We start from the raw sequence: 12,416 nt of genomic DNA, 5'->3' as shown, positions 1-12,416 counted from the left end.
CGGCGCGCAGCGTCTCGACTACGAGCGCGTGCCTGCGCGGCTGCTCGCTGCCCGGGGGGCGGCTCGCCACGGCGCCCATACCCGCGCAGCGGGTAAGAATGGGGCGGTGGCCGAACTTTCGCTGACCGCCCGTCTCAACCCCTCCGCGGCCGATGCCCGCAGGGGGGTGGTGCGGCTGCATCCGGAGGCACTCGCCGCGCTCGGGCTGCGGGAGTGGGACGGGATCGCGCTGACCGGCTCCCGGCGCACCGCGGCGGTGGCCGGGCTGGCCCCGGCAGGCACCCCGGCCGGGGTCGCGCTGCTGGACGACGTCACGCTCTCCAACGCCGGGCTGCGCGAGGACGCCACCGTGGTGATCGCGCCGGCGACGGTGTTCGGGGCCAAGCAGATCCGGGTCAGCGGCTCGCTGCACGCCACTCGCTCGATTCCGGCGAACACCCTGCGCCAGGCGTTGCTCGGCAAGGTGGTGACGGTGGGCGACGCCGTCTCGCTGCTCCCCCGCGACCTCGGCCCCGACATCAGCTCGGCCGCCACCACCCAGGCGCTCTCCAGGACCTTCGGCATCGCCTGGACCACCGAGCTGCTCACCGTCACCGGCACCGAACCGGCAGGCCCGGTCAGCGTGCAGCCCAACTCGGCCGTCGACTGGGGGCAAGGCGTCGTGACGTCGGCCCTGCCGGGCGAGCCCGCCGCGGAGCTCCGACCGGGCGTCCCTGGCACGGCGGCGGGCGGCTTCGGGGCGGAGTCACAGCCCGGCGGCTTCGGGTCGGGGCCGCAGCCGGGCGGGCCAGGGTCTCTCCCGACCGCGGCCGGGGGGGACCGGATTCCGCTGCCCGCCACTGTGACCAGGGGTAGACCTGCCCCCGCTGCCGCCGACCTGATCGGCGTGCAGGGCCAGTCCGCCAAACTCGGCGAGTGGCTGGCGCTCGCCCTGGACGAGCCGGAGCTACTGCGCACCCTCGGTGCGCCCCCGCACCTCGGGGTGCTGATCACCGGCCCGCACGGGGTCGGCAAGGCCACCCTGGCCAGGGCGGTCGCCGCCCCGCGCCGGGTCGTCGAGCTGGACGGCCCGTCGATCGGCGCCACCGAGAGCGGCGCCCGGCTGCGCACGGTGGCCGCCGCCGTCGCCGAGGTGAGCTCGGGGCAGGGCGGCATCCTGCTGGTCACCGATATCGACGCGCTCCTGCCGAGCACCGCCGAGCCGGTCGCGACGCTGATCCTGGACCAGCTCCGCGCCGCCGTCGCCACCCCGTGCGTCGCCTTCCTCACCACCACCGCGCACCCGGGCGAGATCGACGCCAGGCTGCGCGCCCCCGACCTCTGCGACCGCGAGATCGCGCTCCCGCTGCCCACCGCAGCGGTCCGCGAGGCGCTGCTCGACTTCCTGCTCCGCGCGGTGCCGACCGGCGAACTCCAGCTGGCCGAGATCGCCGCCCGCACCCCCGGTTTCGTCGTCTCCGACCTGGCCGCGCTCTGCCGCGAGGCCGCGCTGCGCGCCGCCTCCCGCACCGGCCGCGAACACACCGACCCGCGGCTGCTGCAGGCCGACCTGGCGGGCGCGCTGGAGGTGATCCGCCCGCTCTCCCGCTCCGGCAGCGAGGAACTGGCGATCGGCAGCCTCGGCCTCGACGACGTCGGCGACATGGTGCAGACCAAGCAGGCACTCACCGAGGCGGTGCTCTGGCCGCTGCGCCACCCCGACTCCTTCGCCCGGCTCGGCATCGAGCCACCGCGCGGCGTGCTGCTCTACGGTCCGCCCGGCTGCGGCAAGACCTTCCTGGTCCGCGCGCTCGCCAGCACCGGGCAGCTCAGCGTGCACGCGGTGAAGGGCGCCGAGCTGATGGACAAGTGGGTCGGCGCGTCGGAGCGCGCGGTGCGCGAGCTCTTCCAGCGGGCCCGCGACTCCGCGCCGTCGCTGATCTTCCTGGACGAGGTGGACGCGCTCGCCCCGCGCCGCGGCCAGAGCGGCGACTCCGGGGTCGGCGACCGGGTGGTCGCCGCGCTGCTCACCGAGCTCGACGGGGTCGAGCCGCTGCGCGACGTCGTCGTGCTCGGCGCCACCAACCGCCCCGAGCTGATCGACCCCGCCCTGCTCCGCCCCGGGCGGCTGGAGCGGCTGGTCTTCGTGCCGCCGCCGGACGCCGAGGCGCGGGTGGCGATCCTGCGCACCGCTGGCCGCGCGGTGCCGCTCGCTGCCGACGTCGACCTGGCCGCGCTGGCAAAGGACCTGGACGGCTACTCCGCCGCCGACTGCGCCGCGCTGCTGCGCGAGGCCGCGCTCACCGCCATGCGCAGGGACATCGACGCCGCCGACGTGTCCGCCGCCGACATCGCCGCCGCGCGCGCCGCGGTGCGCCCCTCGCTCGACCCGGAGCAGGTGGAGTCGCTGCGCCGGTACGCGGAGAACCGCAGCTGACCCGGAGTATGCCCGAAGATTGCCGGAGTACCGGCGGAGTGACGAACGCCGCTCCGGCCAGCACCGGCAACGGTCCTGGCCACACGCCCAAGTAGGATCGACCCGGACGACCGCCCGCCCGAGACGACGGAGCGTAGTTTGCTCGTAATCCTGCTCGCACATGCCCTTGCCGCCGTGGTGGCCCCCCTGTGCGTTCGGATCGCGGGTCGAAAAGCCTTCTATCCGCTCGCGGCGGTCCCGCTCGCCTGCCTCGGCTGGGTGGTGGCCCACTGGGGCACCACCCAGGTGGTCAGCGTGGCGTGGGCCCCCGCGATCGGGATGAACATCGACCTGCGATTCGATTCGCTCGCCGCCGTTATGGCGGTGCTGGTGCTCGGCATCGGCACCCTCATCCTCTGCTACTGCGCCAGCTACTTCGACGACGACGAACCGCGGCTCGGTGCCTTCGCGGCCCAGCTGGTCGGCTTCTCCGGCGCCATGTTCGGCGTCGTGACCAGCGACAACATGCTGCTGCTCTACGTCTTCTGGGAGATCACGACGGTCCTGTCGTTCCTCCTGGTGGGGCACAACGCGGACAGGGCGGCGAGCAGGCGCGCGGCCATCCAGGCGCTGCTCGTCACCGGCGCGGGCGGGCTCACCATGCTCACCGGCATCGTGCTGCTCGGCCACCTCTCCGGCAGCTTCCTGCTCTCCGACCTGCTGGACGGCGGGGCGCCGAGCGGGGTGGCGGCGAGCGTCGCGGTCGGGCTGATCCTGGTCGGCGCGCTGAGCAAGTCCGCGATCGTGCCGCTGCACTTCTGGCTCCCCGGCGCCATGGCCGCCCCGACCCCGGTGAGCGCCTACCTGCACGCGGCCGCCATGGTGAAGGCGGGCGTCTACCTGATCGCGCGGCTCGCGCCCGCCTTCGCCGAGTCGCCGGTCTGGCATCCGCTGGTGCTGACACTCGGCGCGGTCTCGATGGTGCTGGCCGGCTGGCGCGCGCTGCAGGTGACCGACCTCAAGCTGGTGCTCGCCTTCGGCACCGTCAGCCAGCTCGGCTTCCTGGTCATGCTGGTCGGCATCGGCACCCCGGACGCCGCGCTGGCCGGCATCGCCATGGTGGTGGCGCACGCGCTGTTCAAGGCCTGTCTGTTCATGGTGGTCGGCATCGTCGACCACGGCGCGGGCACCCGGGAGCTGGGCAGCCTCTCCGGGCTCGGCCGCCGCGAGCCGGTGCTGTTCGGCGCCGCCGCGCTGGCCGCGCTGAGTATGGCGGGCATCCCGCCGCTGCTCGGCTTCGTCGGCAAGGAGAGCGCGCTGGCCGCCGCGCAGCACGCGGAGGTGCTGGCCGGACCGGTCCGGGTCGCGCTGCTCGCGGTCTTCGTGGTCGGCTCGATGCTCACCGTGGCCTACAGCGCCCGGTTCGTCTGGGGCGCCTTCGCCGACAAGGACGGCGTCGAGCCCCTGCGGCACTGGCACGGCCCGGATCTCGCCTTCCTCGCGCCACCGGTGCTGCTCGCGCTGGCCGGGCTCGCCGCCGGGCTCGCCGCGCCCTGGGTCGACACGCTGCTCGCGCCCTACGCCCGCACGCTGCCCGGCCCCGCCCCCGAGCAGCTGGCGCTCTGGCACGGCTTCACGCTGCCGCTGCTGCTCACCGTGGTCGTCGTGGCGGGCGGGCTCGCGGTCTTCGCGGTGCACGGCCGGATCCACGAGTCGGCGCACCCGATCCTCGGCAATGCCGACCGGGTCTACGACGCCACGCTCAAGCAGATGGACCGGCTCTCGCTGCGGATGACCGCGGCGACCCAGCGCGGCTCGCTGCCGCTGAACCAGGCAACCATCCTCGGCACCATGACCCTGCTGCCCGCGGTCGCGCTTGCCATCGCCGGGCCGAGCGAATTCCGGATGCGGCTCTGGGACACCCCGATGCAGCTGGTGATCGCGCTGGTCATGATCGCCTCCGCGCTGGCGGCGACGGTGGCGCGGAACCGGCTGGCCGCGGTGCTCGTCGTCGGTGTCACCGGCTACGGCTGCGGCGTCATCTTCGCGCTGCACGGCGCCCCCGACCTCGCGCTCACCCAGTTCCTGGTGGAGACGCTGCTGCTGGTGGTGTTCGTGCTGGTGCTGCGCGCCTTCCCGGCGGAGATCGAGGAGAGCAGGCTGGCCGCATCGAAGGGCAGCAGGGCGGTGCTCGGCATCGCGGTCGGCTCGGTGGTCGCTGTCCTCGGCGCGGTGGCCGTCGCGGCGCGCAGCGCGACGCCGATCTGGCAGCTGATCCCGGAGGCCGCCTACACCGTCGGCGGCGGCAAGAACGCGGTGAACGTGCTGCTCGTCGATATCCGCGCCTGGGACACCATGGGCGAGATCTCGGTGCTGGTCGTCGCCGCGACCGGGGTGGCATCGCTGGTCTTCCGGGTGCGCCGGTTCGGCAGCGCGCCGCGCGCGGCGGATGCCCCCGACTACGACCCGGACCGGGTGGGCTGGCTCTCCGCGGGCCGCCTCATCTCCAGGGAGAACCGGTCGATGATCCTGCAGATCGCGACCAGGCTGGTGTTCCCGACGATCATGGTGCTCTCGGTGTACTTCTTCTTCTCCGGGCACAACGCGCCGGGCGGCGGCTTCGCGGGCGGGCTCACCGCCGGGCTCGCGCTCACCCTGCGCTACCTGGCGGGCGGCCGCTACGAGCTGGGCGAGGCGCTCCCGGTGGACGCCGGGCACATGCTCGGCGCCGGGCTCATCCTCGCGGCGGGCACCGCGGCGGCCTCGCTGCTGGTCGGGGCGCCGCCGCTCTCCTCGGCGATCGTCGAGGTGACGCTGCCGCTCTTCGGCGAGATCAAGCTGGTGACGGCGCTCTTCTTCGACCTCGGCGTCTACCTCATCGTGGTCGGGCTGGTCCTGGACGTGCTGCGCTCGCTCGGCGCGCGCCTGGACAGCGAGCTCGACTCGGACACGCCGGTCGGCGCGAAGGGAGGCTACGCGTGACCGCCAACCTCACCCTGCTCGTCGTCATCGGCGTGCTGGTGGCCTGCGGCGTCTACCTGATCCTGGAGCGCGCGGTCTCCAAGATGCTGCTCGGCATGATCCTCTTCGGCAACGCGGTGAATCTGCTGATCCTCACCGTCGGCGGCCCGGACGGGAACCCGCCGCTGCGCAACGCCGAGGCGGCCGACCAGGACATGGCCGACCCGCTGGCCCAGGCCATGGTGCTCACCGCCATCGTCATCACCATGGGGCTCACCGCCTTCGTGCTCGCCCTCGCCTACCGCGCGCGGATGCTCACCACCACCGACGACGTGCCCGACGACCCCGAGGACGCCGACGTCGCGGGGCGGCGCGAGCGAGAGGACCCGGAGGATTGAGTCCAGATTCCAGCCTGCTGTCCATATTGGCTCCCCTTCCGGTCCTCATCCCGCTGATCGCCGCCGCCATCACGCTGATCTTCGGCCGCAGGCCGCGGCTGCAGAGCCTGGTCACGCTGATCGCGCTGAGCGCGGTGGTCGCCGTCTGCGCGGCGCTGCTCTACCTGGCCGATCGCGACGGCACCACCGCCGTCCAGGTCGGCGGCTGGGACGTCCCGATCGGCATCACGCTGGTGGTGGACCGGCTCTCCGCGGTGATGATGCTGGTCTCCTCGATCGTGCTGCTCGTCGTCTCCGTCTACGGCGCCGGCCAGAACATCAGGGACGGCGACGAGCGCCAGCCCACCTCGATCTACCGCCCCACCTACCTGGTGCTGACCGCGGGCGTCGGCACCACCTTCCTCGCCGGTGATCTGTTCAACCTGTTCGTCGGCTTCGAGATCCTGCTCGGCGCCTCCTTCGTGCTGCTCACCGTCGGCGCGACCGCCGAGCGGGTGCGCGCGGGCGTCGCCTATGTCATGGTCTCCATGCTCAGTTCGCTGATCTTCCTGGTCGGCATCGCGCTGGCCTACGCCGCGACCGGGACGCTGAACCTGGCCCAGCTGGCGCTGCGGATCGGGGCGGCGCCGGAGGGTGTGCGCAACGCGGTGTACGCGGTGCTGCTGGTGGCGTTCGGCATCAAGGCGGCGATCTTCCCGCTCTCCAACTGGCTGCCGGACTCCTACCCGACCGCGCCCGCGCCGGTCACCGCGGTCTTCGCCGGGCTGCTCACCAAGGTCGGTGTCTACGCCATCATCCGGACGCACGCGCTCTTCTTCCCGGAGAGCGGCTTCGACACCCTGCTGCTCGTCGCCGGGTTGCTGACCATGCTGGTCGGCATCTTCGGCGCCATCGCGCAGAGCGACATCCGGCGGCTGCTCTCGTTCACCCTGGTCAGCCATATCGGCTACATGCTCTTCGGGATCGGGCTGGCCAGCGAGGCCGGGCTCGGCGGCGCGGTGTACTACGTGGCGCACCACATCCTCGTGCAGACCGCGCTCTTCCTCGTGGTCGGGCTGATCGAGCGGCAGGCCGGGTCGGTCTCGCTGCGCAGGCTCGGCGGGCTGGCGGGAGCGAGCCCGCTGCTCGGGTTGCTGTTCCTGATCCCGGCGCTGAACCTCGGCGGGATTCCGCCGTTCTCGGGGTTCATCGGGAAGGTCGCGCTGCTGCAGGCAGGCGCCGCGGACGGCGGCTGGCTGGCCTGGGTGCTGGTGGCGGGCGCGGTGACCACCAGCCTGCTGACGCTGTACGTGGTGGCGCTGGTCTGGAGCAAGGCGTTCTGGCGGCCGCGCTCCGAGGCGCCGGAGGGGCACCTGGCGATGGCCCGCCCCGCGAACCTGGTGGAGGAGACCACCGACGTGCTCTACGACGAACGCACCGACCCCGGCCGGATGCCGGCGCTCATGGTCGGCGCGACCGCGGCGCTGGTCCTCGTCGGCTTCGCGCTGACCGTGCTGGCCGGGCCGATCCTCGGCATCACCGACCGGGCCGCCGCCGAGCTGGACAATCCCGGCGTCTACGTCAGCGCGGTGCTCGGCGACGACCCGGAGGCGTACCGGTGAGCCGGGAGAGCCTCGGCCGGGTCGGCGTCGTGCTCTGGCTCGCGCTCGTCTACACGCTGCTCTGGGGCACGCTGACGCTGGGCAACCTGGTCGCCGGGCTGCTGATCGGGATCGTCATCGTGGTGGTGCTCCCGCTGCCCGCCATGCCGGTGACCGGCCGGTTCAACCCGATCGCCTTCGCCGAGCTGGTCGCGGTGAGCACCTACTACGCGCTGCACTCCAGCCTGCAGGTGGCCTGGCTCGGGATCCGGCCCGGACCGCAGCCGGTCTCCGGGGTGCTGCGGGTGCGGCTGGACATCCAGTCCGAGCTGGTGCTCGCGCTCTGTGTCGACCTGCTCAACCTGATCCCGGGGACCATGGTGCTCGAGATCGACCGGGACCGCCGGGTGGTCTACGTGCACGTGCTCGACGTGGGCAGCGAGGCCGCGGTCGCGCAGTTCTACCGCACCACCCGCAGGCTGGAGCGGCTGCTCGTCTCGTCCTTCGAGCGGCGGCTCGAGCCGGAAACTTCCGCCGAGGAGGCGAAATCATGACCGTCGTCGCCGGTATCGCCGCGGTGCTGCTCTCGGTGGCCGCGCTGCTCACGCTGTTCCGGGTGCTGACCGGGCCGAGCACGCTGGACCGGGTGGTCGGGGTCGACTCGCTCACCGCCATGATGGCGGCCGGGCTCGCGGTGTACGCGGCCTGGAGCAAGGACACCTCGGTGGTGCCCGCCATCGTCGCGCTGGCGCTGGTCGGGTTCCTCGGGTCGGCCGCGGTCTCCCGCTTCCGGGTCAGGGACGACCGGTGAGCGCGCTGGAGTGGGTCTCCGCGGTCCTCATCCTCTTCGGCTCGACGCTGGCGCTCACCGCGGCCATCGCGCTGGTCCGCTTCCGGGACACCCTCGCCCGGATGCACGCCGCGACCAAGCCGCAGGTGGTCGGGCTGGTGCTGATACTGCTCGGCGCCGCCATCCAGGTGCGCGGTGACGTGAACGCCTGGATGCTCGTGCTGATGATGCTGTTCGTGCTGCTCACCGCACCGGTGATCGCGCACCTCATCGGGCGCACCGCCTACCGGGAGCAGCGCTACCGGGACGGTTTGCTCCAGATCAACGAACTGGGCGACGAAGAAGTGCAGTAATTCCCCGGCGGAATCAGCGGGCGGGCTCGGGGATGGCGGGCTCGGGGACGATGGACTTCGGCGCGGCGAACCAGGTCGCGTGGAAGGCCGCGGCCACGGCGGCGAGCAGGGCGAGGATCGCCGTCCCGGCGAAGACCGGGTACTCCGCCATCGGCACCGCGAGGAAGCGGTAGGCGAGCAGCAGCGTCAGCAGGACGGCGGCGCTGAAGAGTACGAGGCGCCAGCGGAACCACCCGTACCCGCGCTCGGGATCGCGCAGCGCCGACTCGACGGCGAGGCAGAGCACGGCGCCCGCGACCAGGTCGACCCCGTAGTGGTACCCGAAGCCGAGCGTCGCGGTGAGCGTCGCGCAGAGCCAGAAGGTGCCGCCCCAGCGCAGCCAGCGCGGCGCGGGCGAGCCGTCCATACCCCGCCTGGTGTGCAGGAAGACGGCGAGCGCCCAGGCCGTGTGCATGGACGGCATGCAGTTGCGCGGCGTCACCTGGTCGAAGGGGAGCACGCCGGGGCTGCGGTCGATCGGCGGAACGAACTGCGGCCAGTAGTTCCCCACCTGCAGCCCGTTCCCGTCCGCGCCGAAGGCGAACATCGGCCCGACCACCGGGAAGATCAGGTACACCACCGGCCCGGCCAGCCCGAGCACAAGGAAGGTGCGCACCAGGTAGTGCCCCGGCCAGCGCCCGGACGAGACCACCCGGCGCAGCTGCCACACCGCGACCACGATCGCCGCCAGCGGCAGCTCGATGTAGACCCAGTGCAGCACCGCGTACACCACCGGCCCGAGCGCGTCGACCACCCGGCCGAGCACCCAGGACGGATCGCCGAGCGCGTGATCGGCCAGCATGACGTACTCGTCCAGCACCCCGGGGTGCGCGAGGATGGTGACGTGCAGCCAGACGTCGCCGACCTTGGTGGCCAGGATGAGTAGCGCGCCGAGCGCGACCGCGTGCAGCGCGGTCCGGCGCCGCAGCCCGCTCCAGCGCCACAGCGCGAGCACGGTGATCCCGGCGAGCACCCAGACCGGCCCGTTGCCGACGGTCGGCGGGTCACCGGCGAGCAGCCGCGCGCCCGCGCCGATCAAGTCGATGCCGATCGCCGCGCCCGCCGCGACGAACCGGTCCCGCACGCGCAGCCCGACCAGGGCGAGCACCAGCCCGGCCCAGGGCACCGTCATCGACTTGGGGGTACCGGCGAAGTCCTTCCAGAGGCTGGTCAGCGGCCCCTCGAAGCCCTGCCACAGCGCCACCGCCTGGAGCCCCGCCAGCAGCAGGCCGACCGCCGCGACGAGCACGATCGAGAGCTGCGCCCGGCGGCTGCGCCGGACAGGGTCCTCCACAAGCATCCGCCCATAGTAAACGGCGTGTGAACAACACCGTCCCCGGTGCTTGAACGGGAGGTCTCCGTCAGGGATTCAGCTCGCGCACCAGCGAATCCACCACCGCGATCAGATCGCCCTGGCTGGCCGCCGCCACCCGGCGTTGCCGCTGGTAGTTGGCGCCGCCGCGCGGGATCTCGGCGACCGCGCGCAGCTCGTCGGCGCAGCCCAGCTTGGCGGCGGTCGGCTCCAGCCGGTTCAGCAGGTCGTCCAGGTCGTCGGTGACCAGCCGCTCGTTGCTGTCCGAGTCGGTGATGACGATGGCGTCCAGCCCGTACCTGGCCGCGCGCCACTTGTTCTCCTGCACATGCCATACCGGCAGCGTGGGCAGCGTCTCACCGGCCTCGACCCGATTGTCCAGGTCGACGATCAGGCAGTGGATGAACGCGGCCAGCGCGCCGAGCTCCCGGTGCGTGGAGACGCCGTCGCAGATCCGCACCTCGATCGTGCCCCACTTCGGCGCGGGCCTGATGTCCCAGTGCATGCCGCCGAGCTGCTCGAAGACCCCGGTCTTGAACTGGTCGTGCACGAACCCCTCGAACTGCGACCACTTCTCGAACTGGAACGGCAACCCGGCGGTGGGCAGCTGCTGGAACATGAGCGCCCGGTTCGAGGCGTAGCCGGTGTCCGAGCCGGACCACATGGGCGAGGAGGCGGAGAGCGCGAGCAGGTGCGGGTAGGAGGGCAGCATCGCGTTCAGGATCGGGAAGACCTTCTCCCGGTGCGACACTCCCACGTGCACGTGCACGCCCCAGATGAGCATCTGCCTGCCCCACCACTGGGTGCGCTCGATCAGCTCGTCGTAGTGCTCGGAGCGGGTGAGCTGCTGCGCCGACCACTGCGCGAACGGGTGCGTGCCCGCGCAGAACAGATCGACCCCGAGCGGGTCGGCGGCCCGGCGCAGCACGTTCATGGTGCCGGTGAGGTCGTCCAGCGCGGCGCCGACGGTGTCGTGCACACCGGTGACCAGCTCGACGGTGTTGCGCAGCAGCTCCTTCGAGAGCTGCGGGGTGCCGTCGTGCGCGCGCACCTCGCCGACCTCGTCGAAGACGGCGGCGGCGGTGTTGGAGAGATCGCGGGTCACCTTGTCGACCAGCGCGATCTCCCACTCGATGCCGATGGTCGGCCGGGGCGAACCGTGGAACTCGACGCTCGTTCCGCTGCCCCTGCGATCAGCCCCGGGCATACCGCTCCCCCTAGTGGATGACGCCACAGGCGACGCGGCCCCCCGCGTCACCGGTGGCGAGGGTGGCCTCGTCCGGCCCGGCGACGCCGTCGGCGCGCTGGTACCGGTTCGGGATGTTGCCGAAGTTGTCGGCGTCGGCGTGCACCACGATCGCCTTGTCCTTGATGTCCGCCAGCGTGACGGTGTCGGAGGTGGTGACCAGCGAGGCGGTGCCGTCGCCGCGCACCTGCAGCGACGTCAGGTCGCCGCTGGCCGGGTGGCTGTTCGCGCTGCCGACCTGGAGGTGCCCGCCCGCGGAGAGGAAGTCGCCCGCGGGGCCGCCGGTGGGGGCAACCGAGTTGACCTCGCACTTGCCGACCGAGTGGATGTGCAGCCCGTGGAAGCCGGGGCGCAGCCCGCGCGCCTCGACGGTGACCTGCAGGTGCCCGCCGACCTCGGCGAAGCTGACGGTGCCGACCGCCTGGCCCGACGCGTCCTTCAGGTCGGCGCTCGCGCCCGACTCCGAACCGGAGTGCTCGCCGCCGTGCGCGGACTCGCCCGCGGGGGCGGGGGACGCGGTGAAGACCGGCGGGGTGGTCCCCGTGACATCGGTCGACTCCTGGCTGTTGGAGCAGCCGGCCAGGCCGAACGCCGCGATCGCGAGTACCGGGGTCACGATCCGCCAGGACGGGCGACGGGACGGGGACGAGGCCATCGGAATGACTCCTTCACGGATGTGGACGGGCTTCGTGCCGATCTTGCCACGCGAGAGCAGCCGGATCGTGACAGGGTGACCCGCGTCTATGCCGCTCAGTTACCCGTGACGATGACGATCACACCCGGCTCGGAGCCCGAGATTCCGGCGAAGCGCGGTTCGGCGACCGCGCCGATCTCCGCGGCGATGGCCTCGGCGGCCGCCTGCTCGGCGGGGGAATCGCCGTAGAAGACGGTGGTTTTGGGCAGCGTGCCGCCCGCGTAGTTGCCGGTTCCGACATTGCTCCAGCCGTTCGCGCCGAGCTCGCTCGCGGTGCGCCCGGCCAGCCCGGCCACCAGGCTGTTGTTCAGCACCCGCACCGGGACCGCGCGGTTCACCGACGGCGCGGTCGGCGGGGGCGGAGGCGGCGGGGCCGCGGTGGTGGTGGTGGTGGTCTCGACCGCGGTCGGGGTCTCCGGCACCGTCGAGGTGGTGCTGGTGGCCGCCGCGGCGCTCGTCGTCACGCGGGGGGCGGTGGTCGTCGGAGCGGCGGTGCTCGTCTCCGCGCCGGGAGCCTCCGCGCTGGAATCGGAGTCCGACAGCGACATCGCACCCAGCCCGGCGAACACGATGGCCAGCGCGATCAACACCATCGCCAGCGCGCGCAGCGGCGGACCGCCGGAGGTGGGATTCGGGTTGCTCACCCGC

11 protein-coding genes are annotated in these 12,416 nt (G+C 72.7%); 7 read left to right on the top strand and 4 right to left on the bottom strand.

Features of this window, described 5'->3' with window-relative positions:
* The first annotated feature begins 106 nt into the window (after positions 1-106).
* The 7 genes from ACFUJ1_RS04870 (at position 107) to mnhG (ending at position 8,477) form a co-directional block, all read left to right on the top strand.
* Entirely contained in the window at positions 107-2,416 is a 2,310-nt protein-coding gene (locus ACFUJ1_RS04870; RefSeq protein WP_378642523.1) for an AAA family ATPase, read from the top strand.
* Positions 2,417-2,554: 138 nt separating this feature from the next.
* Positions 2,555-5,377 carry a Na+/H+ antiporter subunit A gene (locus ACFUJ1_RS04865; RefSeq protein ID WP_378642521.1) on the top strand — a complete coding sequence of 941 codons (2,823 nt, stop codon included), beginning with the start codon at positions 2,555-2,557 and terminating at the stop codon, positions 5,375-5,377.
* On the top strand, positions 5,374-5,754 hold the full coding sequence (locus ACFUJ1_RS04860) for a Na(+)/H(+) antiporter subunit C (protein ID WP_233020831.1): 381 nt from the start codon (positions 5,374-5,376) through the stop codon (positions 5,752-5,754). The genes ACFUJ1_RS04865 and ACFUJ1_RS04860 overlap by 4 nt, the downstream gene beginning before the upstream one ends.
* Positions 5,751-7,355 (top strand): Na+/H+ antiporter subunit D, encoded by a 1,605-nt coding sequence (locus tag ACFUJ1_RS04855; protein ID WP_378642519.1) that lies wholly within the window; start codon positions 5,751-5,753, stop codon positions 7,353-7,355. Before ACFUJ1_RS04860 ends, ACFUJ1_RS04855 begins: the two co-directional genes overlap by 4 nt.
* On the top strand, positions 7,352-7,888 hold the full coding sequence (locus ACFUJ1_RS04850) for a Na+/H+ antiporter subunit E (protein ID WP_378642517.1): 537 nt from the start codon (positions 7,352-7,354) through the stop codon (positions 7,886-7,888). Before ACFUJ1_RS04855 ends, ACFUJ1_RS04850 begins: the two co-directional genes overlap by 4 nt.
* On the top strand, positions 7,885-8,145 hold the full coding sequence (locus ACFUJ1_RS04845; RefSeq protein ID WP_378642516.1) for a monovalent cation/H+ antiporter complex subunit F: 261 nt from the start codon (positions 7,885-7,887) through the stop codon (positions 8,143-8,145). The genes ACFUJ1_RS04850 and ACFUJ1_RS04845 overlap by 4 nt, the downstream gene beginning before the upstream one ends.
* Positions 8,142-8,477 carry a monovalent cation/H(+) antiporter subunit G gene (gene mnhG, locus ACFUJ1_RS04840; protein ID WP_378642513.1) on the top strand — a complete coding sequence of 112 codons (336 nt, stop codon included), beginning with the start codon at positions 8,142-8,144 and terminating at the stop codon, positions 8,475-8,477. The genes ACFUJ1_RS04845 and mnhG overlap by 4 nt, the downstream gene beginning before the upstream one ends.
* A gap of 13 nt (positions 8,478-8,490) precedes the next feature.
* Here the strand turns inward: mnhG and ACFUJ1_RS04835 are convergent, their stop codons facing one another.
* The 4 genes from ACFUJ1_RS04835 to ACFUJ1_RS04820 form a co-directional block, all read right to left on the bottom strand.
* Positions 8,491-9,816, bottom strand: a complete 1,326-nt coding sequence (locus ACFUJ1_RS04835; protein ID WP_378642511.1) for a DUF5933 domain-containing protein — start codon at positions 9,814-9,816, stop codon at positions 8,491-8,493.
* 61 nt (positions 9,817-9,877) lie between these two features.
* Entirely contained in the window at positions 9,878-11,035 is a 1,158-nt protein-coding gene (locus ACFUJ1_RS04830) for a glutamate--cysteine ligase (protein ID WP_378642509.1), read from the bottom strand.
* A 10-nt stretch (positions 11,036-11,045) separates the two neighbouring features.
* On the bottom strand, positions 11,046-11,729 hold the full coding sequence (locus ACFUJ1_RS04825) for a superoxide dismutase family protein (protein WP_378642507.1): 684 nt from the start codon (positions 11,727-11,729) through the stop codon (positions 11,046-11,048).
* Positions 11,730-11,824: 95 nt separating this feature from the next.
* Entirely contained in the window at positions 11,825-12,412 is a 588-nt protein-coding gene (locus tag ACFUJ1_RS04820; RefSeq protein ID WP_378642504.1) for a LytR C-terminal domain-containing protein, read from the bottom strand.
* Positions 12,413-12,416: the final 4 nt, after the last annotated feature.

This window comes from Nocardia sp. NPDC057227, from assembly GCF_042669725.1.
Classification (GTDB): Bacteria; Actinomycetota; Actinomycetes; order Mycobacteriales; family Mycobacteriaceae; genus Nocardia; species Nocardia asteroides_A.
This window is presented reverse-complemented; position numbering and strand designations above follow the sequence as displayed.

Coding starts and splice junctions, on each gene's coding strand:
- ACFUJ1_RS04845 (WP_378642516.1), top strand. CDS start 7,885: ATGACCGTCGTCGCCGGTATCGCCGCGGTGCTGCTCTCGGTGGCCGCG.
- ACFUJ1_RS04835 (WP_378642511.1), bottom strand. CDS start 9,816: ATGCTTGTGGAGGACCCTGTCCGGCGCAGCCGCCGGGCGCAGCTCTCG.
- ACFUJ1_RS04825 (WP_378642507.1), bottom strand. CDS start 11,729: ATGGCCTCGTCCCCGTCCCGTCGCCCGTCCTGGCGGATCGTGACCCCG.
- ACFUJ1_RS04830 (WP_378642509.1), bottom strand. CDS start 11,035: ATGCCCGGGGCTGATCGCAGGGGCAGCGGAACGAGCGTCGAGTTCCAC.